Annotated in this window: 3 protein-coding genes; all 3 read left to right on the top strand. The window is 73.5% G+C overall.

The genetic code is table 11. The annotated features are described in order from the left end of the window. The first annotated feature begins 133 nt into the window (after window positions 1–133). Complete coding sequence (locus ACFVGO_RS10530; RefSeq protein ID WP_359899436.1) at window positions 134–583, top strand: YbaB/EbfC family nucleoid-associated protein; 450 nt, start codon at window positions 134–136, stop codon at window positions 581–583. After that, a complete protein-coding gene (locus tag ACFVGO_RS10525) occupies window positions 576–875 on the top strand; it encodes a hypothetical protein (RefSeq protein WP_359899434.1) in 300 nt (99 codons plus the stop codon). The genes ACFVGO_RS10530 and ACFVGO_RS10525 overlap by 8 nt, the downstream gene beginning before the upstream one ends. Window positions 876–988: 113 nt before the next feature. Then, on the top strand, window positions 989–25,123 hold the full coding sequence (locus ACFVGO_RS10520; protein WP_380631376.1) for an ADP-ribosyltransferase: 24,135 nt from the start codon (window positions 989–991) through the stop codon (window positions 25,121–25,123). Window positions 25,124–25,141: the final 18 nt, after the last annotated feature.

The raw sequence follows: 25,141 nt of genomic DNA, 5'->3' as shown, positions 1-25,141 counted from the left end.
TTTGTGGCGGGGGGAAAACGGGGGGGGGGGGAGAAGAGGGAGGGAGGACCGCACAACCCAGGGGACTGGTGCTTCCCGGCCCCAACCCCTCCGGGCCCGGGACGCACCCTCGGGAAGAGAGGGAGGTGCGGGCGTGGAGTTCCCGTTCACCGCACAGATCGAGCAGGCGATGGCCGCGCTGGGGGAACAGCAGGCCAGGATGGCCGCGGCGGCCAAGGAGCTGGAGACGGCGACCGCCTCGGTGACCTCCAAGGACCGGCTGGTCACCGCCGTGGTCGGAGCGCAGGGACAGGTGGTGTCGCTGACCTTCCACACCACCGCCTACCGCTCGATGGCCCCGGGCGAGCTGTCCAAGGCCCTCATCGACGTGCTCAACACCGCGCGGGCCGACATGGGCGACCGGGTGGCCGAGACGATGAGCGGGTTCAGCGGCCTCGGCGAGACCCTGGCGGCCTCGATGACCGGCGGCACCGAACTGGACGACCTCTTCGCCCCGCTGCGGCAGATGCGGCCCGGGTTCGCCGACGCGGCGGCGGCCGAGGAGCGGCGCAAGCGCGACCGGCAGGAGGAGTTCCGTGGCTAAGCCGAGGCTGACCGCGCTGTCGGACCTGACCGACAAGTTCTCCAAGTACCCCGAACTGTCCGACCTCTTCCAGGAGTTCGAGGTCAAGACCGGGGAGATCAACGCGTACAACAAGAACTCGGCCGGCAACGACGAGATCGGCACGACGTACCACGACAACGTCGACGAGCCCACCACGTCGATCACGGCGCTGTTCAAGAAGGTGCGGAAGACGGTCGAGAGCGCCGGGAGGGGCGGGACGAACACCTCCAACATCCTCAACGACGCCGACCAGGACGCCAAGAACGCCTGACGAGGCCTCCGGCCCGCCGTGCCCGGGCGGGCCCCACCGGTCCGTCGGACCTCCGCCGCCGGGCACCCCCCTCCCCGCTCGTCCACTGCCAGGAGTGCACCACCGTGTCGATCATGCTGCCGCCGGGCCTGGCGAAGTTCTTCAGCATCGTGACCGGCATGAAGTGGCCGGAGGCGAACGAGGACCACCTGCGCATAGCGGGCGACGACTACCTGGCCATCCACGAGAAGGTCCCCGAGCTCCGCGGCTACCTGGTCGAGCTGGTCAAGCTCTGCGGCGAGAGCTTCGAGGGCCAGGCGGCCGACGCCTTCATGGAGCAGATGCGCCAGTTGATCGGCGAGACCGGCGGCACGGACTACGTCTCGGCGGCGGGCGAGATGGCCAAGCAGCTCGGCGACTTCGCCCACAAGGTGGCCAACCAGGTCGAGTACGCCAAGTGGATGATCATCGCCCAGCTCATCCAGCTGGTGGCCCAGATCGCCTGGGCGATCGCCATGTCGCCGATCACCTTCGGCGGCTCGCTCGCGGGGATCTTCGTCGCCTACGAGACCGCGGGCGCGGTGATCAAGCAGGTCTTCATCTGGCTGTTCAAGCAGCTCCTGCTGCACGAGTTCCTCTCCATCACCACCGCCATGCTGATGGACGGGATCATCCAGGGCATCCAGATCGGCCAGGGCCACAAGGACAAGTGGGAGAAGGAATCCTTCATCCAGTCGATCGAGATGGGCGCGATCAACGGCCTGCTCACCGGTCCGCTGGAGCTGTTCACCTTCGGCCTCGGCAAGGCCTTCGGGCGGATCTTCGGGCGCGGCGTCAGCAAGGGGCTGCAGGCCGACCTCAAGGCGCTGGCCGGCTCCGAGTTCAAGGGCCTGCTGAAGAACCTCCCGACCGGCACGTTGAAGGAGGCCCTCAACCTGATGCGGAAGGAGGGCAGCCTCACGCTCAAGACCGCCATCGAGCAGGCCGAGAAGAACGTCGCCAAGGACCTCGCGAAGAAGACCGCCAAGGAAGCCGCGAAGAACACCGCCAAGGAGGTCGCGAAGAACACCGAGAAGAAGGTCCAGGACAACGCCCTCAAGGAGCTCGCGGACAAGGTCGGGGAGAAGTTCGGCAAGGAGGCCGGGGAGAAGGGGATCGAGAACGTCGCCGAGCACCTCAGCAAGGTCGAGAAGCTCACCCAGAAGATGGGGGAGACCTTCGAGCGGCAGCTCCTCGAGCTCGGCATCGACAAGGAACTCTCCAACGCCGCGGGCCGGTTGATCGCCTCGCGGCTCGCCAGCCAGGGCGCCCGCTACGCCATCGACCTCGGAACCGTCAACAAGCTGGTGTCGACGCTCGTCGCGGCCAGCGGAAGGATGGAGTCGGGCACGCTCAGGGCCGAACTGCAGGGCATCACCAAGCAGATCGGCCACATGCAGAACGAGCTGAAGCAGCTCGGCGGCGGCGCGCTGGACAGCGGGATGAGGGACCTGAAGTTCCTCCAGGCGGAGCAGCAGCACCTCCGGGAGACCATCCAGGCCACCCAGGACCTCGCGGGGCGCGCGGTGAGCCTGATGGACGGCCTGCACCCGCAGACCGCCGGGCAGTTCCTGTACCGGTTCGGCGAGGGCGTCGGCAACTACCTCAAGGGCGGCGTCCAGAACATCGTCACCGAGGGCGCGTACAACCTGGCCTTCGGCGAGAACCACAAGTTCACCGTCAGCGTCGAGAGCTTCTACGGCGGCGTCGCCATGGGCGCGCTCGGCCACCTCGGGCACATCGCCGGCGGCCCGCTGCGACTGCGGATGGAGGACATCAACCTCCCCAACTACGCGCGCTTCCCGCTGGCCGTGGTGTCCACCCTGATGGGCCACCCGACCTCCCTGTGGGTCTCCCGCCCGGAGGGGGCGGTGGGCGGCGGCCCCGAGGGCATCGGCGGCAAGCTGCCCGGGACCGGCCCGCTGGACGCCTCGCGGCCGGAGAACCTGAGGACGGACTCCGACGGCTCCGCGGCCCCGGCCGGGGACAAGTCGGCGAAGCCCCCGGCGGGCAGTCCGAGGACGACCGGCGGGGACGGCTCGACGAGGACGTCCTCCGAGGCGCCCAAGTCCTCCTCGAACAACGAGAGGCCGGAGGCGCCGAAGCCGGCCAACACGACGGGGGGCCCGAAGGAGACGCCGGAGCAGGCACCGAGGCACGAAGCGGAGCAGAGGACCGCGGAACAGACGGCCGCGGAGCAGAGGACCGCGGAGCAGACCTCGGAGGGGTCCGCCCCGCCCGTGACGCGGTCCAGGACGGAGTCGTCGGCCGAGGCGCCGACAACGGCGGAGCAGCCGGCCGCACCGCCCCGGCAGCACGACGACGGCGGGAACCAGGGCACCCGCGAGCGGCAGGACCTCGACCCGAAGCCGAAGGACTCGCACGACCCGAAGGACCCGAAGGACCCCCAGGACCCCAAGGACCCGAACGAGCCCAAGGAGCCCAAGGGGTCCGACAGGTCCGACGGGTCCGACGGGCCGTCGAAGCCCCGGCCGGAGCCGCAGCCCGACCTGCAGCCGAAGCCCGACGCACAGCCGAAGCCCGAACCGGTCGTCCACGAGCGTCTGGACTACCTCCGCACGGGCGGCGACGGCGACGTCCCGTGGGACCGCGGCAACTTCCTGCCCGAGGGCGAGGGGCGGCAGCCCGGGTGGGTCGCGGGCAAGCCGGGCGCCGACCTGCCGGACGTGCTGTCGCTGCTGCCCGTCCGGAACGACCGCTACACCGTCGCGATCCACACCGACGAGAGCGGCGTGCCCGTATCGGCCAAGGACCTGGCCGCCGTGATCGTGGGCCTGGACAGCCTCGGACACCTGTCGGGCGGTCGCCGCACGATCGAGTTCGTCTCCTGCAACCTCGACAGCGCGCACCCGGACTACATCAGGCAGGTGATGGCCGAGGTCTGGTCGCACCCGAAGCTCGCCGACCTGAAGGCCGTCGCGGCGAACGGGCCGGTCTGGGTGGCGCCCGGGTTCGACGGTACGACCATGAGGACGGCCTCCGGCACCGGCCACGTGATCGTCGCGGACAAGGTCGGCTTCGACTCGCTGGGCCGCCCGGCGGTCGTCGGCGGCGGCGAATGGCACACGTACTCCAAGTCGCCCGACGGCGACCAGCCGATCGTGACCACGACCGCGTCGACGAAGCCGGCGGAGTACCAGCACCAGTCCGAGGGCGACCTGCGCCCCATGGACACCGCCGTGCGCTTCGGCGCCGAACCGGACTCCTACCACTACACCGACGCCCCCGAGCACATCCGCGCCGAGGCGGACGGCGAGCGGGCGGAGCAGTGGCGCCGGACCCAGCGCGACCTCCAGGACCAGTACGAGGCCAAGCTCACCGATGCGGCCGAGGAGCTGCGGGCCGACCCGGACGGCAGCGGCCACCGGCGCGAGGACGAGGCCGAGCGGCTGCTGAACGAGGCCCTCGACGCCCCCGGCCGGTTCCCGGAGGATGCGCCGGCGAACCTGCGCGGAGCGGTCCACGAGCGCGCCCGGGCGATGATGTACGAGGAGCTGGCCGCCCGGCCGGGGGAGCGCGAGCGGATCCTCGGCGACCTCGACGGCCTGGTGCGGGTCGCCTCCGTCCGCGAGGCGGCCGTCCGGGTGGCGGTGCAGCACTTCGACCGGGCGGCGGCCGCCTGGAACGCCCCGCGGATCACCGACGGCGACGCCGGCGTCGCCCACACCCCCGACCGCACCCCCGCTCCCGTCGTGGACCTCGTCCGGCAGGACTTCAAGGCGCGGGCGGAGGCGGAGGTCGCCCGGATCTACGCCGACGCGGACAGCCTCACCACCGAGGCCAACACCCGGGCCGGGAACGCCCTCCAGCGGCTCACCGAGCACGCGCGCGACGAACTCGCCCTGCACACCGACCGGGCGAACGCCCTGGCCCTCGCCAAGGACCGGGTCGAGCGGGCCGCCCACGACTGGTACGAGCGGCTCTCCCCGGCCGACCGGGAACTGCTCGACGCCGCCGGGGTGACGGAACGCCCCGACCTGTCGTCGAGCAGCGTGCAGGCGGTCCGGGACCGGCTGCGCGACCGCCTCGCCGCCGACTTCGAGAAGGCGGCCGGCCCGCTCGACGCGGCGACCGGCAGGCGCCGGGACCGCGACGAGGCCGTGGAGCTGTTCACCCGGTCCCTGGCCGGGCACGACCGGGCGCTGCCGCACGAGTTCGCCGTCCAGGCGGTCCGCGAGGCGGCGATCCGCCGGGCCGTCGCGGAGACGGAGAAGGCGGCCGAATCCTGGGCCGAGGACGCCGCGCGCAAGGAGTTCGCCGAGAAGTTCGGCGCCGGCGAGTCCGACGTGCTGCGGGCCAGGGCCACGGTGCTCCGCGAACTCGCCGAGGAAGCGGACCGGGCCGCCGCCGAACGCGTCGGCGAGCCGGCCGCGCTCCGCGGCGCCCTCGACCGGCTCACCGACCCCGCCGCCCTGCACGACCGGCTCACCCACCGGGCCGCCCGCCTCGCCGTCCGCCGGCAGGCCACCGCGGAGGCCCAGGCCGTCGCCCGCGAGCACGGCCTGTCCACGCACGCCGCCGAGCGCCTGGCGGAGGGCCACGGCGACCGGATCGCCCGCGCCTTCGACGAGTCCTTCCGCTCCCACGAGGACCTCGCCGGCCGCCAGGAGCACTGGGAGGAGAGCCGCCGCGAGCTCACCGGGGAACTGGCCGAGCACGCCGCCTTCGAGAAGGAGGCCGCCCCCGCCCTGCGCGAGGCCGCCAAGGGCTTCGACGGGCTCGCGGCGCGGCACGACCTCAACGAGGCCCTGACCGACCACCTCAAGCGCGAGTACGGCGACGACTTCATCGCCCACTACCGCGAACTGTGGACGCTCGCCCACTTCGACGCGGCCGGCTGGAAGGCCCACCAGCGCGCACACGAGGACGCCTTCGGCCGCCGGACGGAAGCCGATCCCGAGGAGGGCGGCGACCGCTCCCCGGACGGGGGAGCCGCACGGGCCCTGATCCGGACCACCGGCGGCGACCACGGCGGCGCCGACGACCGAGGGGCCGACGACCGGGGGGCCGACAGCGGAGGTGCCGTCCGGGCCCGGGACACCGCCGACCTGCCCGGCGAGCACGACCTGCCGGTGCCCACGGCCCCGGAGCCCGGCGCCCCGGGCGCCCTCCACGAGCGCCCGCCGGCCACGACCGAGATCCGCCCAGGCGTGCACTGGCTGGCCGACCGCGGCTCCGACCCGCGCGCCACCGACGAGGCGCTCGCCCACTTCCCCTCCGACCCGTCCCACTTCACCCTGGTCTTCCACGGCAAGGGACCGGACGGCGCGCCGCATGTCGACGGAAAGCCCGTCCCGCCCCGCGAGTTGGCCAGGACCGCGCTCGACCTGTACGACCGGGGCGTGTGGGACGGCCGGCCGCTGCGCCTGGCCGGCTGCGACGTCGGCCGCGGCGGCGCGGACTCGTACGCGGGCCGTTTCACCGCCGCGCTGCGCGAGCAGCGACCGGCGCTGAAGGTCGAGGTGGACGCCCCGGGCGGCACCCTGTGGCTGGTGCCCGACCGCGTCGCGGGCGACGGTTCGCGCCGGCTGGTCGTCACCCGCGACGTCGGCTTCGACAGCGCCGGACTCCCGCGCGTCGAGCCGGGCGGCCACTGGGTCCGGCTCACCGCCCCGGCCGAGCACGTCCCGGCGGAGCAGGCCCCGGCCGAGCACGTCCAGGTGGTGGCCACCGAGCTGCCGGCCCACCAGGACGGCGGGTCCGCACCGCTGACCGCCACGCCCGAGCACCGGATCGTCGCGCCGGACCCGCAGGCGCACCAGTTCGGCGCGGGCCGCAAGCACCTGTACAACGCACCGGAGTACGAGACCGTCGCGCAGAACTTCGAGAGGTCCGTCGGCCTGCTCGCCTACCGGGACGAACGGGCGCTGCAAGCGGCCCGGGGGAGCGCGTACCGGCTGTACGAGGCGTTGAAGTCGGCGCACGGCGACCCGACCGGCGAGCAGGTCTACCGGGTCTTCCTGAGCAAGGACCTGACCTCGGCCGGGCAGGTCGGCGAGCACCTCACCCGGGACGAGTTCCACGAGCTGCTGGCGACGGGCAACCTCCGCGAGCTGATGACGGCCTTCTTCAACGCCGCCTACGCCCACGACGCCACGCAGCCTCCCGGCTCGTACGGTCTCAAGCAGCTGCTGACCGGCCTGGCCGAGCACGGGAATCCGGCCGCCCGGCTGCGCGAGCTGGGACTGGACAGTACCCGGGTGCCGCAGCAGCTGGACTACCTCAACAGCTCCACCCGGAAGTTCTCGCACGCGCTGACCGGCGGGGCCGGCTACTTCGACAAGGACTACTTCGCCACCGGTGCGGTCGCGCACCGGGCCCCGCTGGCACTGCAGCGGGAGTTCCGGGCCAGCTCCGATGCCCGCACGCCGCGGACCGAGACGAATCCGCTCGAGCTGGACCGCAAGCTCATCGAGCTCCGGATGCCGCTGAGCCCCCGGGAGAAGACGTTCCAGGGCGCCGACCCCTCCCAGGCCCTCCAGTGGGAGCCCGGCAACTTCAAGCACGACGTCAACACGGCCTCCAAGTGGTACGGCGAGGCCCGGAACACCAAGGGAATGCAGCTCAGCACCGGCGTCTCGGCGACGACGGCGAAGATGCTCGGCGCGTTCCGCGCGCTCAAGGTCCCGGACGTTGCGGCAGAGGACATGCTGCTCGCGCTGGTCGGCTGGATGCTGCCGCTGGGCGACCACTCGCTCTACGAGATCCTCAAGGGCGCCGAACTCGCCGGGGAGCTCCCGCCGGTACCGTCGCACCTGTTGACCGAGGCCGCCGCGATGTACCGGCACGTTCCGGGCCTGCCCGAGGGCACTCTGCGCCGGGAGCTCGGGATGCTCCCGCACGAGTCGGTGTACCACGCCCTGGCGAGCCGCTCCCGCCGCAACGGCGGTTTCGAGGAGGAGGGCCTGGAATCCGTGCGCCGGGTGTGGCAGCGGATGGTCGAGCCGGGGAAGGTGCCGTACCCGTTCGAGCGGGAGTGGCTGGCCGACAACGGGCTGACGCGGGAGCAACTCGGCGCGCGGCTGAGCGTGGCCCACGTCGAGGCGCTCAACATCTACACCGGGAAGGCGTACCCGCTGATCAACGCGCTGTTGAAGTACGACGGACCGTTGCTGCACACCGCGCTGGCCAAGCAGATCGACGCCCTGCTGGCCGGGAAGGTCGAGGCGGTGCCGTCGATGCTCCTGGAGCACCCGGTGCTCGGCGGGCTCATCGCCACTCCCGGGCCGAAGCACCGGACGCCCGAGCACACCGCGGAACTCTCCCGGATGGCCAGGGAACTGTTGCCCGAGATCGAGAAGGAGCTGCGGATCCACGCCGAGATGATCATCGAGGCGTTGGACCGGCTGCCGGCGGTGACCGGGGTCGTGTACCGGGGAGAGTGGGGGCTGGGCCGCCTGGACGGTCCGGAGAGCGTGTTCACGGCGGCCAGGCCCGGCAACAAGCAGAGCAGCGCGGGGCTGCTCAGCACCAGCCGGCTGGAGGAGACGGCCCAGGAATTCCTGGCGCCCGACGAGAAGCTCGCCCGGTACGGACTGGCCCACCGGGTCCTGGCCCGGATCCGCCTGGCGGGCGACAGCGGTGTCGACATCACGCCCTTCTCCCGCTACCGGGACGGGGAGCGGGAGATCCTGATGAAGCCCGGTGCGGTCCTCACGGTCACGGGCAGCGGCACCGGCAGCGCGAGCACCGGACCGTACGAGCGGATCGACTACATGGAGAACGGATCCGCGCGGCCGTTCGAGTGGCAGAACGACTCGCCGCAGTGGCCCCAGCGGCTCCACGAGAAGCTCAGGTCCCAGCTGGCCGGCCTGGCGAACACGTCCGAGGCGCGGTTCCACCGGGACCTCTGGCAGCTGGCCAAGGCCGCGGGTGCCCACGTCGGGCTGCCGGACGCGCGCCGGGCCCAGGCGGACGCTCCGGACGACGTCCTGGTCCGCCGGGCGACCGAGCACCTGTGGGACGCCGCGCGGATCACCGCCACCCTGCACGACGCCGTCGGGCACACCCTCGCCGAGCTCACGGGTGCGTCCCTGGTCGCCACCCTGGCCCGCACCGAACTCGGTCTGTCCCCGGACCACCGGATCACCCAGGACGACCTGCAGCGGTTCACCGGACAGGTGACCGGCAGGACCGGAACGGGCGACCACGACCTGCGCCGGATCCTGGCGGTCGCACAGGACGTGGAGTACACCGACCACGCCTCGGCCGTGGCCGCCCTGCGGACGGCCTGGGAGGCCGTCGGGCGGGCCGACGCGGAGCCGGCGGTCCCGGGCGAAGCGGGCCTGTACCTGCTGGGGGACCGGCCCGCGGAGCACGACGTCCTGGTGCCGCTCCTGACCACGCTGCAGTTCCGGGGCGACTTCCTCACCGTGGTGCTGGACACCGTCGGCGGGCGCCCCGCTCTGCACGGCACCGCCCTCACCCCGGCCGAGGCCGCGCACGCCCTGTTCAAGCTGGTGGAGGACGGCAGCTGGGACGTCCGCCGGCCCCTGCGCCTGCTGGCCACCGACCTGGCGTCGGACGCCCACCGGTCGTACGCCGATCAGATGCTGAACCACCTGTGGCGGATGGACCGGAGGATCCTCGCGCTCGCGGCGGCGGGAAACGTCTGGATCACCGCCTCGCCGCTCGGCACCACGCACCTCCTCGTCGCCGAGAAGGTCGGCCTGTCCGTCGCCGGGGAGCGGGTGTACGCCGGTCCCGGAAACTGGGTCTGGCTGGAGCACGGGAGCCGGCCGGAGAAGCTCGGGCCGTACTTCGCCGACGAGAAGACCGAGTTCAGGGTGAGCAACGGCGAAGGGCTGCCGCTCGTGGGCCCGGCACCCCACACCGTCGGGCTCGGCACCGAGGTCACCTCCTGGGAGACGCACCTCGATCCGGACCCGGCCGACGACCAACCGGTGCACGGGCCGGGGCAGGAGCCCGAGGGAAGGATCATCGAGCTGGACGACCTGCTGGAGGACGGCGGGAACACCGCGCACGGATCGCCGGAGGTGGACGGGAACGCCGCGGCGGGGCAGCAGACGGGACCGGGCGCTCAGGTGCCGCCGACCTTGCCGCCGGTGCCCGGTCCGGTCGTGCACCGACTGCCGGGCGACGACTGGGTCCAGCAGGGCCGGCCGCTCACGGACACCTCGGGCGGGTTCCACGGCTGGGTGCTGGACGGCACGGTGCTGCCGGAGTTCGGGTACGTCGAGAGCTCGTCCAGGACGTTCGAGATCGTGGGCCGCGCCGATGCGGACGGTTTCCCGACGGTCGACGGGCACCAGGTCACCTCCTGGGAGATGGCCCGCCTGATCGCGGATCTCAAGAAGCACGGGTACTGGAGCGGGACGGGGGACATCGAGCTCGCCGTCCCCCGGCTGGGTGCGACGCAGGCCGGCGTGTACCTGGCCACACTCCACGTGTACCTCTCCATGAGGGACGTGCACGTCACCATTCGGGCACCCAAGGAGGACCTCTGGTTCGTGCCGTTCCCCGGTCGGCACATCGGCGATCCCTTGCCTCCCGGGGGCGGCCGGACCTTCGTCGCTTCGACCTCGACCGGCTACGACTCCCACGGCTTCCCGGTGGTCGCCACGGGCGGTACGTGGATGATGGTCAAGTCCGATGCGGGACAGAGCGGCAGCAGCGTGCAGATGGTGCCCGTGGTCATCGAGATGCCGGCCGGTTACTCGGGGGTTCCCGCCGACCAGGTCGCGACGGAACTCTCCTCGGACCTGCGGCTCACCGGACCGGCCCCCACCCCGCCGCCGCCCGGCACGGCGACGCGGCCGCCGTCGCCGACGGACACGGCGATGCAGCAGCCGCCGTCCCAGCCGTCGCCGACGTTCCCGGCGCCCGCGCCGACCGGGCAGGACGGGCAGGTCGCGCCGGGCCGGCCGCCGGTGGGGCTGGGCGGCGGGGAGATGCCGGTGCCGGGGCCGCTGCACGAGTGGGTGCAGGTGCTGGAGCACCTCTCGTCGGAGGACCGGCGCGAACTCGCGGCGGACGAGGCCTTCATGGCGGGTCTGCGGGACGAGCTGGGGCCGGAGGACTTCGCGCAGGCGGCGGCGAGGCTGCTCGTCGACGTCGACCCCCGGACGCACCAGCCGGTCGCGGCGCGCCGGACGGCCGAGGACCTGGTGGCGCGGATGCTGGCGAACAAGGAGGTCGCGGAGCGGCTGGTGGCGGCGGGCCTGCGGGTCGGGGTGGTGCCGCGTGACGTGCCGATGACGGAGGTCCCGGGCTTCGCGGCGTCCGGGCACGGCACGGGTGACGGGCGTGACTGGTCGGTCGTGCGGGGCTCCAGCGGGCACGGGACCGTGCTGATCACGGAGGAGAACCTGCTCGGTGCGCGGACGCCGGTGGGGGAGCATCCGGCGTACGCCGAGGGGTACTCCACGTCGGCGCACGAACTCGCGCACGCGATCCACGAGTTCGGTCTGACCGAGGCGCAGCGGGAGCTGGTCGGGCAGGCCTTCCGGGACCGGAGCGTCTCCGACGCGCTGGCGGAGCTGTTCGGCGAGGAGTCCGTGACGGCCTGGCCGGACGGCGGTCTGCGGGACGGGAACGGCGAGCGGGTCGGGAACTACTCGGCGCGCGACGAGCACGAGTTCTTCGCGCAGCTGGTGACGGCGTACTTCGGGCACAACCACGGCAGTGACCCGTCGACCGGGGCGCCGCGCAACAACGGTGCGCCGTGGGTGCGGGAGAACGTGCCCGAGCTGGTGCCGCTGCTGGAGCGCCTCTTCGGGACGGACCCGCGGGCGGACCATCCGGAGCCGGCCAACCAGGTCGGCCGGACCGAGGCCGAGGAGGAGCTGTTCACCGGGTTCCGGGAGTTCATGGACTCCGCGGTCCGCGAGCGCAGGACCGTCGCCCGGCTGGACGAGGAGGACCTGTTCGGCCGCTTCCGGGAGTTCATGGACTCCGCGACGCGGGAGCGGGCGACGGTCGTCCGGCCGAGCGAGGAGGAGGTGTTCACCGGGTTCCGGGAGTTCATGGAATCCGTGGCGCCGGTGGACGAGACGGTCGTCGAGCAGCACGACCAGGGGCAGCACGCTCCCCTGGAGGTCCTGCAGCCGGGTGACACCGTCACCGACCTGAACGGTGTCGTGCGCACCGTCGTCGGCCCGGAGCTGCCCGCCCGTCCGTCGCGGATCGACGAGCACGGACTGGCGTCCTCGGACGTGCTGATCGGGCTCGGCAGCACCCGCACCCAGCTCCTCGACCACTTCACCCGCCGGTTCGCCGCGGTGCTGCACGGTGAGGAGCCGGCGGCCAGGACGCTGGCCGAGAGCCTGTTCGGCGCGGAGACCCTGCAGGCGAAGCTCACGGCGCTGTCCCGGGGCGAGGTGTGGGACGTGCCGTTCTCGGCTGGCGCCTGGACCGGCACCGTCCGGGTCGGGGCCGACCTCGGGAACAGCACCTTCCTCAGGGCCGCCGACAACTTCGAGTTCGAGTACGGTTCGGAGCGGCAGACCTCGGTCGGCGTGACCGGGGACCGGCTGCTCCAGGGGAACGTGGGCGGCCAGGCGAAGTTCAAGTTCGGCAAGCCGGCCGACCTCACCGAGACCGTCGGCTACCGGTACGGCCGGCAGCACGGGACGACCGACGCCCAGGCGAGCCGGACGGTGGCCCGCGGCAAGACCTCGGAGACCGCCGCGCTGTTCGACACCGTCTTCCACCTGTCGGCGCGGTTCCTCGACCTCACCCACCGCGGCACCGACGTGTCCCCGGAAGCCGTCCCGCGACCGATCGGACCGGTGGATGTGTGGGCCCAGGTCGCCGTTCCGCTCCGGGAGACCGGAGCTCCGCGGCCGGTCGACCTCCCGCTCCTCCCGCCGCCCGGGGCGGGCCCGGGCGGGCGGCTGTCCGGCTCGCACATCGTGACGGACGTGTGGGCACTGCGGCACCGGCCGGAGCCGGTCGAGGGGCCCGAGGGCATCCAGCTCCCCGACCTGAACGCACCCGGTGCCGGCGGCAAGGGCATCGCCGCGTTCGTCGCGGGCTTCGAGACCCAGGCGCGGGAGCACTTCGGCAGCGCCTGGCCCGCGTTGAAGGCCAAGCTGCTGGACGAGGTCGACCTGGGCGCGCTGCACCAGGACCTCAAGGCGCTGATGTCGGGCGAGACCCTGACCGTCGAGGTGGACGGCCTCGTCGGCCCCAGGGCCGTCATCACCCTGAAGAACGCCCGGATCCACACGATCGGGCAGACGGCGGAGCTGCCGGCCACCGAGTTCAACATCGCCACCGGAACCTCCCGCTCGCACGTCCAGCAGGACACCACGAGCACCGGCTGGCAGTTCCCGCTGCCGCTCAGCGCGACCGGGTCGGCCAAGAACGGCGGCGGAGGCGCCGGCGCAGGCGCCGGGACCGGCCGGGACCGGGTGACGCTGAACGGCGGCGGCGACGAACTGTCGCTGGGCACCAAGGTGAAGACGGCGGCGGTGGTGTTCGAGGGCGAGGCGCGGATCCAGGTCGAATTCGGCCCCTTCGGCACCCGGCGGCCCGGCCCGGCCCGTTCCGTCGACGCCGGGCTCGGCTTCCGGGTGGTCGTCGACCGGGCGGAGACCTCCCCGCCGACGCCGGGCCAGGAGAACCCGGCCCCGCACCCGGACCACGCGCCGCTGCCCCCCGGCACCCTGGTCCCGCACCCGCCGACCGGGATCTGGCACGGCTCGGCCGCCTACACCGGCCTGCCCGTGACCACGGTCGTCCGTGACGTGCACAGCGTCGCACCGCTGCACGCCCGGGTGGACGAGATCGGCCTCGCCCAGCTGGGGGCGAAGACGTGGCGCGGGGTCAGGGAGGACGTCCTGCGGGCGTTCTCGCAGGCGGCCGTCGGCGCCCACCTGGTGGGCATGACCCACGAGGTCCCGCTGCGCGGCCCCGCCGTCACGCTCGGCCCGCTGAGCAGGCTCGGCATCGGCGTCACCGCCCACGTCACCTCGCTGACGTACCGGCGGGAGCAGGCGTCGGCGGACCTCAACCCCGTCCGGGAGAGCACCACCTTCGAGTCGAAGCGGCTGCTGAACTCCGACAGCAGGAACGTCTCGGCCCAGGCCTTCGGCAAGGGGCCGGTGCACACCCGCGAGAACGTGCTGGACGGGAACGGCAAGCCGTTCACGGACACCCTCCAGGGCACCGCCACGGTCCAGCACGAGGTGCGCGACCGGGACGGCTGGCGGGGCGGCGCCTCGGCCAAGAGCTACGCGAACGGCAAGTACCGCAGCGCCCAGGTGCTGTACGACGCGACGTTCGAGCTCCGGCTGACGCTGAACGGCAGGCCGCACGGCGAACCGGTTGCGCTGGACGCCGCGTTGAGCATGGAGCAGGCGCACACCGAGCCCCGGGAACGGCCCGACCGGGTCATCGCCAACCCCTTCGACGAAGCGGTGCCCCCGCCCGCCGACCCGCCCGCCCCGCAGCCGCAGCCCGCGGGGCAGGCCCCCGAGCACCTGAGCGTCCCCGACAAGCTCGGCCACTCCGACGTGGTGCTCAGCGTCGGCCGGCGCGGCCCGTCCGTCCTGGAGGAGGTCCACCGCGTCCTCGGGACGGCCGGCCCGGTCTCCGCCCACGCGTCGGCCCGGCTCGCCGCCCGGCTGGACGCGGCCGGCCTGACCGCCTCGCTGTCCCGGCTCAGCCGGGGCGGCAGCCTCAAGGTGTCGGTGGACACCGGCAGCTGGAAGGGGACGGTGGAGGTCACCGTCGCCCCGCTGGCCCTGCGGCACCGGCGGACGGTGGACGGCTTCGAGTTCGAGCTCGGGAGCCAGCAGCGCACCGTCGTCGGCTACAGCTGGGACCGGCTCAGCCGCTGGCGGGGCGGGGTCTCCCTCAAGGGCACCGTCCCGCACGTGAGCGTCACCGGCGAGTACGCCCACACCCGGGACAGCGCGCGCGGCCTCACCATCGAGCGCACCGGCGGCACCGGAAGCCGCGGCAAGAGCGTGGAGACCGCCGAACTGTTCGACGGGGACGCCGTGTTCACGGTCCGGTTCGTGCCGGGAACGCTCCAGCGGTCGCTGGCCGGGGCGACCGCGGAAGCGCCGGTCCTGGTGGCGGCCCCGCACCGCGAGGTGGTCCGGCCCCCGGCCGACGACAACCCGGCGGTCCTGCAGCTCCCGGACAAGCGGCTCGGCTCCTCGGACATCGTCACCCGGGTCCACCTGGAGGCCGCGGACGGAACGGTGCGCACCGGGCCGCGGGCGGTGGCCGACGTGGTCGCCGAGCTGGCGCCGAAGGGCCGGGCGGTGCTCGGCCGGGACTGGGAGGGGATGCGGACCCGGCTCCTGGACGCCCTCGACTTCGACAGGCTGCACCCGCTGCTGAAGCCCATGACCTCGGGCCACGAGATCGTCCTGACGCACGGCCGCAGCACGGTGCGGATCACCGCCTCGGTGGACCGGATGACCAAGTCCGGCGACGCGCCCCAGGTCGAGTTCAACATCGGTGCCAGCTCCCAGACCGCCTTCACCAGCTCCGAGGCCGGCACCAACTCCGGCAGCGGGCACGCCGACTCGCTCGGGCTCACCGTGCTGGGGACCGTGGGCACGGGCGTGTCCGCCGTGATCGGCGGCGGCGTCACCCACACCCGGCGCACGGACGCACTGGAGTACGGCCGGGACGTCCTGGTGACCGGAACGGCCGTCAAGACCAAGCTCGCCGCCGAGGCGCACCGGGCCACGATCCGGCTGTCGGTGGTGATGGAGCGGCGTCCCGCGGTTCCGCTGCCCCTGGACGCCCGGCCGGTGCGGGTCGTCCCCGAATCCGCCCTCTCCAGGACGCAGGCGGTCGTCCGCAACCTGGCCGAGGCCGGGAACGCGGTCGTCCCGCAGTGGCGGCTGCGCCGGACGGTCGCGGAGGCCGTCATCCACGCCGACGTGCTGACCGAGACCGCCCGCGCCACCGCGGACGCCACCGGGCCCGGGCAGCGGCGCGGCCCCTCCCTCCCGCGCGATCTGCGGGTGCCGCCGGCGGAGGTCTTCACCTCGGGCCTGCGCCCGGGGGACGTGCTGCGCTGGGTCGGCGACACCGCCGGCCTGCGGAGCCTCCTGCGGACCGAGGGGCCGCGCTTCTTCGGCGGGGGCACCTGGAAGCGGCTGGAGCCCGTCGTCACCGCGGGCCTGAGCCACGCCCAGCTCTCCTCCCTGCTGGCCCCGGCGGTCGGCGCCCACCCGGGAGCCGGCGCCGAGGTCGGCCCGCAGCGGGCGATCGGCACCCCCTCCTCGGGCCGGCGCTGGTTCGTCGACGACGCGGAGGTGACGGTCAAGGCCTCCCTCGTCCAGCTGGAGCACCACGGCGACAGCACCGGGGCCGCGCTGAGCCCGGCGAACGAGTCGGGCGGCGGCAACCGGAGCACGCAGCTGACCGGCCGGCAGTGGAACCTGCGCGGCCAGGTCGGCGCCCAGGCCGACCTCGGGGCCCTGGTCGAGGGCACCGGTTCGCTGCTGCTCGGAGGCGCCTACCGCGGGCGGACGGGCACCGTCACCGACGCCGGCGGCCGGTACGTGGCCAACGCCAAGGCGAACACCCCGATGGCCCGCTACACGGGCTACGTCCAGCTCGAACTGACCCTCCACAGGGGCGGCGACCCCGCCGACCAGGGCTCCGGCGGCAACCGGTCGCTGTCCGGGCTGCTGCCCGTCGAGCTGGAGATCCCGCACGCCGACACCAGGGCAGGCGTCTCGCCCGCGGACCACTGGACGCAGTTCACGCCCGAGCACCCGGACGGCCTGACCGTGCCGCGGCGCCAGGTCGGAATCCAGGTGGCCCGCGCCCTGACCCCGCACCACGAGGGCGGCGTCCGCGTCCTGCGGGACCCGCTCGCCGACCAGGCCACGCACGAGAACCTGGAGCGGAGCGTACGGTCCATCGAGGAGGACCCGCGCTACTTCACCATCGCCTACCACGCCGTCACGGAGAACGGAGCGCCGGGCTGGAACGGCTGGCCCCTGCACCCGGACGACCTGGCCCAGTCGCTGGCGGAGCTCCACGCCACCGGCGAGTGGGACGGCCGCCCGCTGCGGTTCGTCGCCTGCGACGCCCAGGAGTACGTCACCCAGGTGCTGGGGTCCCTGCGTGAGCGGCTTCCAGGCGTGGAACTGCAGGCGTACGTCGGGAACGGCAAGGTCTGGGTGGTCCAGGACCAGGGCCGCACCCACCTGGTGGTCGGCTCGCGGGTCGGCTGGGACGCCTCGGGCCGGCCCCGGCTCGAAGCGGGCGGGCAGTGGCTCCACCTGAGGCTGCCCGTGGAGGGCGCCGGGGCGCACACCCCGACCGTCGACAACGGGGCGGGCGTCCACGCCCCGCCGCCGGACCACGCCCCGCCGCCGGCCCACGGGCCGGTCGTGGAGGTCGTCGAGGTCCACGGCCCGCAGCTGCACGACCCGCAGCCGCTCGCCGAGGCCACGGCGCAGCACCCGGTCGTCGACCAGCGGGACCTCCAGCCCCTCGGCGTCCCCAAGCAGGCGCTCCACGCGACCCCGGAACACCGGCGGCGCGCCGAGGAGTTCGAGGCGCGGCTGGGTGCCTACGCCTTCGCGCACCCCCAGGCGCAGGCCGCGGCCCGCAACGCCGTCCAGCGGCTCTACGACGCCCTGCGGGCCGCCCACCCCGAGACCCCGGAGGGGGAGCTCTACCAGGTCTTCCTCAACACCGACAGGAAGCCGGAGGAGGGCTCCGCCGGGCAGGTCGGCGAACAGCTCGGCCTGGCGGAGTTCCGCACCATGATGCGGACCGGCAACACCCGGGAACTGCTGACCGCGTTCTACAACGCGGCCTACGTCAAGGACTCCCCGTTCGGCCTCAAGCAGGTGCTCCAGCGGATGCTGGAGTCCCCCGACCCCACGGCGACGGCCGAGGCGATGGGACTGGACCTGCGCGAGCTGGCGGCCCAGCAGGACTTCCTCCGGAGCGGGACCCGCTCCGTGCTGGAGATCCTGCCCGGCCTCAACACCATGTTCGCCAAGGACCACTTCGGCACCGGCACCGTCATCAAGCAGGGCACGGAACCGCTCAAGGCCGGTGCCGAGTACCTGGCCAGCCTGAAGGCCCGCCAGGCCCGTGAGCCGGTGCCGCCGAACGACCTGACGGCGCAGGGCCTCCAGGACCGCGGCATGCCGCTGAGCCCCCGGGAACTGGCGTACCAGCAGGGCGTCGGCGACGGGGAGGCGCTGACGTGGAAGCCCGGCCGGGCGCACTACATGCTCAACGAGAAGTCCGCCTGGTACGGCGAGGCCCACCGCGACAAGGGCATGCCGCTCAGCACCGGCATCTCGGCCACCACGGCGAAGATGCTGAACGCCTTCCGACTGCTCAAGGTCGTGGACAGCGCACCGCAGGACATGCTGCTGGCCCTCACCGGCTGGATGCTGCCGCTGGGCGACCACTCGCTGTACGAGATCCTCAAGGGCGCGCAGCTGCTGGACGAACTGCCCCCGCTCCCGCCGAACGCGCTGGACGACGTCTCGACGCTGTACCAGCACATCCCGGGCATACCGCAGCAGCAGGTGCGCGCGCTGCTGGGCGAGGACGGCATGCTGCCCCACGAGGCGGCCTACCACGACCTGCTCCACAAGCCGCGCGCCGACGGCGGCTGGCGGGACGACGTGGTGGAGAACGCGCAGCGCAACCGCGACGGGTTCACGCTGGCCGCGAACGACCCGACCCGGGCCTCGCGGGTCGTGGCCGACTGGCTGGGCCGCAACCCGCTGAGCGCGCGGGAGGTGCTCGACCGGCTGACCCCCGCGCACTTCGACGCGCTGGCCGTCTACACCGGCCCCGCCTACGCGCTGATCAACGTGGCCCTCAGGTTCGGTCCGCTCACCCGGCAGCGGGCCCTGGAGGTCCAGATCTCGGGGCTGCTGCGCACACCGGACCCGGCCCGCCTGCCGTCGATCCTCAAGCACGACCAGGTGCTCGCACCACTGCTCACCAAGCTGCCCCGCAACCGCACCGCCGACGACTGGAAGGCCCTGAAGAGCGCCGTGAAGGAGCGGCTCCCGCAGATCGAGCGGGAGCTGATCGCACACGCGGAACTGATCTCCGAGTCGCTCGCCAAGCTCCCCCCGTACTCCGGCGAGCTCTGGCGCGGCGACCGGGTCCTGGGCCTGCCGGGACCGGTCGGCAGGCGGCTGTCGCCCTCCTACGGGGGAGAGACCTTCCGCAACCCCGACTTCGTGAGCACCAGCATGGACCGCCGGACGGCGATGATGTTCATGCAGACCCGCACGGAACTCCCGCTCACCTACCGCGCCCTGCTGCACTTCTCGGTGCGCGGCGGCGGCAGCGCCTTCGACATCCAGCCGTTCTCGGACAAGCAGGGCGAGGCCGAGGTCCTGATCCGGCCCGGCAGCACCTTCGACCTCGGCGGGCGGCAACTCCTCCAGTCCCCGCTGCGGGAGCCGTACGTGCAGATCGAGGCCACCGAGCGGACCACGCCCTCGCCGTTCCCGAAGGCGAGCGACGCGGACCAGCGGCTGCACGAGGCCCTGGCCGGGCTCGCCAACGTCCCCGAGCTGCGCACCCACGACGACCTGTGGCCACTGGCCGAGTACATCGGAGCGGACCACGGGCGCCCGCTCGCCGGCCGGGTCACCGACCTGGTCGCGGGGGAGGCGGCCCGCCGCGAGGCGAGCATGAACGCCTGGCGCACCGCCAAGCTCGCCCAGGAACTGCAGCAGGGCACCGAGCGGATCACCCTGGCGCACCTCACCAGGCTGCGCCGCACCGCCGACCTCGTCCGCGAGGCCCTGCACCTGCCAGCCGACCAGCAGGTGACCAGGGCGGACCTGGTCGACTACGTCCGGACGCTGAAGGGCGACGGCGGCGGCGAGGTCGACGCGGGTGACCTGAGGACCCTGGTCGACGTGGTCGACAGGCTCAAGCGCCCCGGCCGCGCGGTGGCCGTCACCGAGGTCGAGCAGCGCTGGCGCGACCCCGGGTACGAACCCGCCCCCGAGCTGACCGTGCTGGAGTCCCAGGCGCTGTACTGGGTCGGCGACCGGCACGCCGACTGGCGGACGCTCACCGAGTCGGTCTTCCCGAACCTCCCGCACGCGAACGACTACCTCACCCTGGCCATGCACACCGCCGACGGCGTGCCCGTGATGGGCCATGTCATGGTCGCCCCGGCGGATGTCGCGGGCGGGCTGCTCAAGCTCTACGAGGAGGACGGCTGGGACGGCGAGAAGCCGGTGCGCTTCGTCGCCTGCGACCTCAACGTCCGGCCGGACCGCGAGTACGTGCGCGAGGTCATGGAGCACGTGTGGGCCCGGCTGCCCAAGGCCGTGGCCTACGCCGCCGACGGCCAGGTCTGGTTCGTCCCGCCGGCTCCCGCGGCCGGCGCGGCGGCCGGTGCGGCGGGCGGCGGCCGGGGCCACCTGGTGGTCACCTCCGGCGTCGGGATGGACGCGCACGGCCGTCCGGTGATCGTCCGCGGCGGCAACTGGCAGCGCATCGCCCAGGACGGGACCGTGGACCTCGGTGCCTACCTGAACGACGACGGCAGGGCGGCGTACCCGGAGGCCGACCGGGGCGACGTCCACGGCGGGATCGACGGAGCGGTGAAGTTCGGCGTCGACACGCCGCTCGACCCCGCCACGCCGCTCGACCAGCAGCTCCACCCCGGCGACGGCTCCCCGCCCGTCGTGCTCCCCGGTGCCCAGCCGCCGCCCACGGCAGCGGTCGTACGGCACACGGTCTTCGACGAGCCGCGGTACCGGCACCACGCGGAGGCCTTCGACCGGGAGCTCGGAGCGTGGACGGCGGGCGACCCCCGGGTGGTCGACCGGGCCCGTGCGGCGCTGCGCCGGATCGCCGAGGCCACCGGCGCGGAGGGCACCGCCCACCTCGTCACCGGCGGGAGCCTGCACGAGGTGATGCGGGAGTTCCACCGGCTGGCCCGCGACGAGCGGTTCCGGCTCGACGATTCCGCGGCCCTGCGGGCCGACGCCGTCCGGCAGGCGGACCTGCGGGAGCTGGGGATCAGGACGGCGGACGGCGCGGCCTCCCGGGTCGCGGCCGAGGCCATGCGGGCGTACCGGCTCCTCGAGCAGGGCGACCACGACCTGTTCGCCCGGGCGCTGTACGGCTGGCTGCTGACGGGCGGGGAGCACTCGCTGCACGAGGTGGTGGCGGGCATGCGGCTCGCCGGCGCCTTCCCCGGCCACCGGTACACCGACGGCGCCGAGCTGTACCGGAACGTGCCCGGTGTCCCGCCGGCCGAGCTGCGCCCGCCGGTGGAGGGCTGGGACGGGCCGGTCAGGCCGGCCTTCGAACACCCGGCACCGGCGGAGCTGACGGCCGGACTGCCGCACGAGCGCACCTACCTGGAGTGGGCCCTCACCTCGAAGGAGGTGAACGACACGGTCCTGGAGGAGACGCGGCGGCGCTGGGAGTCGCTGACCGAGACCAACCCGGACGAGGGACTCGGGGCGCCCCCGTACCTGCAGTGGATGGCCCGCAACGGCGTCGCGAGGGCGACGGACGTGACCGACCTGCTGGGCCCCGCGCACTTCGTGGCGCTGTACACCTACACCGGCCCGGCCTACTCGCTGATCAACGTGCTGCTCAAGAACCCGGGCCCCGGCGCCGTCCCCGCGCTCCGCGGGAAGATCGCGGCGCTGATCGCCAAGCACTACCGGGACCCGGGCACCGCGCTGCCCGGCTCGATCACCGGGATCCCCGAGCTGCACGAGGGCATGCGGGCGAGGACCGAACCGTGGAGTCTCGCCGACTCCCTGACCGCCGAGCAACTGGCGGGCATCCAGCGGGAGATGCAGCTGCACAGCCACCTGCTGGCGGACGCGCTGCGGCTGCTGCCCGCGGCGACGGGGACGCTGTTCCGCGGCGACGGCACCCTGGAGGACCCGATGCGGCCGACCGGCCGGCCCGCCGGGCCCGAGTACGGCGGCGACGTCATCCTGCACCGGACGTTCGCGAGCTTCAGCACCAACGAGAGCACCTCGTTGGGCTTCATGAAGAAGTACGACGGCCAGGACGAGTACCGGGTCCTGCTGGAGCTGGAGGCGACCGGCCTCAACGGCCGCGACATCGCGCCGTTCTCCTCGCACATGGAGGAGGAAGAGGTCCTCTTCCTGCCCGGGGCCCGGATGCGGGTCACCGAGCGCACGCTGACGCGGACGGAGGACGGCGTCACGTACGTCCGCCTCCGGGCCCGCGAGTCGGCGTCCGAGGAGACGGACAACACGGCCGCCGTGCCGCCGCCCCGGCGCGCCGGCGACGAGCCCGCCACGGACCCCGCCGAGGAGACCGGGCCGGCCTCCGGCGGGGTGCGCCTGGCGGACGGACGGACCGTCCCCGACGAGCTGCTGCTCACCCACACCATCACCGACGCCACCGGCCGGGAGACCGGGCAGGCGCTCTTCGACGAGGCCGACTGGGCGAAGCGGTCGACGCTGTACCCCGGGCTGAGCGAGGTCACGAGCTTCGTGCCGCGCTCCACCGACGGCTTCGCGACCGGAGTGCCGCAGCAGGTGCCGTGGGACGGGAAGCACACCTACTTCTTCGCCGCGCACGGCCGTTCGGAGGGATTCGACCTCCCGCTGACCGACGGCACCAAGGCCCACGGGGTCACCGGCACCGAGGTCGGCGCCCTGCTCAAGCGCCGGCTCGCCGACCTCGCGCTGAAGGCGGCCGACGCGCACCGGAGCGTGAACGCCGACGCGGACGGCGGCCCGGACAGCGGCCCGGACGGCGGCCCGAGCCGCGGTCCGGCCTCGATCACGCTGCTCAGCTGTGAGTCCGCCGAGCAGGCCCAGGCCGTCGCCCGGCAGACCGGACTGCCGGTCCACGCGCCGACCGGCCGCACCGGCGTCAGCGGCAGGCCGGGCGGCCCCGACGGTCCGTCGACCGCGAGCGTGTACGTCAAACCGGGCCCGGACGGGTCGACCGGGCTGTTCCGGACGTTCCACCCGGACCCGGCCGGCGCCGCCCCGGGCGGTACGCCCCCGCCGCACGCCCCGGCGGCCGGCCGGCCCGAACAGTCGGCGCCGGTACGACGCGCGCTGGACAACACGGGGAACGGCGAGGGCTCCTCGCGGTCCGGCCCCGAGGTCCGCCACGAGAACGGTGTGGAGATCCACCGCTACGCCACCGGGGAGGAGGTCCACTTCCTCCCGGACCGGGAGGTCCACTACCTGGCGGACCGCGAGGTCCACCACCTCACGGACGGAACGGAGATCCAGCGCTTCGCGGACCGGGAGATCCACTTCCTCCCGGACCGGGAGGTCCACTACCTGGCGGACCGCGAGGTCCACTACCTCGCCGACGGGACGCAGATCCACCGCCACCCGGACGGGACGGAGATCCACCGCTTCCCGGGCGGCGGGGAGACCCGCTACCTCGCCGACGGCCAGGTGGACAGCTACGACGGGGAGGGCCGGCTGGTCGAGCGGTACCGCGCGCCGGAGGACCACCACCACGGGCCCGACCTGCGCCCGCTGGACGTCGCCCTCGACGAGCGGAACGCCTACCTGGACACCGAGTTCGGCGCGCCCGAGGTCCCGCTGGTGCCGAGGGACGACGTCCCGCACGCCGCCGCGCAGGAGCCCCCGAACCCGGTCGCGACGAGCCGGTACGTCGACCTGGACGCGCTGCGGGAGGCCCAGTCCGTGCCCCTGATGTGGCGGTACGACTCCGGCCACCTGTACCGGTGGGAGCGGAGCCGCTCCGACATGGTCGACTACCCCGAGGTCTTCGGGGGCGGAATGCGGCCGAGGCAGGAGGACCGCTACCCCGACGTCCAGGACTACGTGGGGAGCAACGAGGCGTCGGCCCTGGTGAGCACGACGCGCTCCCGCACGGCCCAGCACGTCGACTGGGGGACCTGGCACCGCTACGTGATCGACGCACCGGGAGGCATCGACGTCCGGGAGACCCTGAACCGTCCGGGCCTTTCGGAGGAGGAACAGGAGGTCGCGTTCCCCGGGGGCATCGACGGCCGGTACATCGTCGGCGTCGAACTGGTGCGCGGCACCGAACTGGACCACGAGACCGGCCGGTACGCGGAAGCGGTCGAGTTCGTCCCGAACGAGGCCTACCGGCCGGACCACCGGAGCCCGGAGCAGACCGCGGCGATGGGCTTGACGGAGCCCGCCGCGGAAGCGGACGGGAACCCGGGCGGGCACGTCGGCGACCACACGGCCGACGACATCGAAAGCGTCCTGAACGGCCTGGGCGGGCTGAGCATCGTGAACGGCGACGACTCCTCGGTGGGGTCCGACTCCGACAACAGCGCGGCGCCGCCCGGAGGCTGGCACCACCAGCTCCCGGAGCACGACCCGGAGGTCTGGGCCGACCCGTCCGGCTGGGCCCTGGCGGGCATCGACGGCACCCAGGCCGCCGACCTGTTCTGGCGCGACGGGGGCTGGACCATGAGCACGGCCGAGTTCGACGCGATGCCGCGGGCGTTCCGGGAGCGCCTCGCGCAGCTGGAGCTCTTCGGGACCGACCAGCAGAGGCTCGGCCGCGACGCCTACTACGACCGGCAGGGGCTCGAACCCATGGCGGAGCTCGTCCGCGGGCTGAGCGACGAGGAACGCGGGGCACTGGAGTTCTACACGGCCCCGAGCGAGACCGGGGACGGCGAGGTCGCCGAGCAGTTCTCGTACTACGAGGTCAAGCAGATCCGGTGGCAGCTGACCATGGCGGGCCGGGACCACACCGCCCTGCCCCCGGGCCCGGTGCGGGAGGTCATCGGGAACCTGGACAGTTCCATCGAGCAGAGCCCGGTGACGGGGGACCTCGTGGTGAGCAGGGGAGCGCCGTACGTCGGACCCGGGCTGCACCCGGGCGTCCTGGAGGTCGGGCAGGTCGTCACCGAGCCCACGTACGTCTCGGTCTCGGCGGGCAGCCGGCTGCACGGGGCCTTCGGCCAACGGCTCATCCGGCTGTACCTGATGCTGCCCGACCGGACACCGGGGGCGTTCCTCCGGGAGGTCTCGCACAGCCCGGCCGAGAACGAGATCCTGCTCGGCGCCGGACTGCGCTGGCGGCCGGTCCGGATCATCCCCCCGGACCACCCCCTGCAGCAGGGGGCCCTGGACGGCGGGGAGGCGGACGTGCCCCCGGAGAGCCAGTGGATCGTCTACGGCAGGGTGGAGCCGCCGGACGACGGCGCCGACGAGGACTTCGAGCCGATGGGGGACGAGACGGCGGAGCACTTCGCGCCGAACCCCGACTACGGCCTGACCGACGACTGACAGCCACCAGACAGCGAG

It is taken from the genome of Kitasatospora sp. NPDC057738, from assembly GCF_042798815.1.
GTDB lineage: Bacteria > Actinomycetota > Actinomycetes > Streptomycetales > Streptomycetaceae > Kitasatospora > Kitasatospora lactacystinica.
Note: the sequence above shows the minus strand (reverse complement) of the source record. Positions and strands in the feature narration are given on the sequence as shown.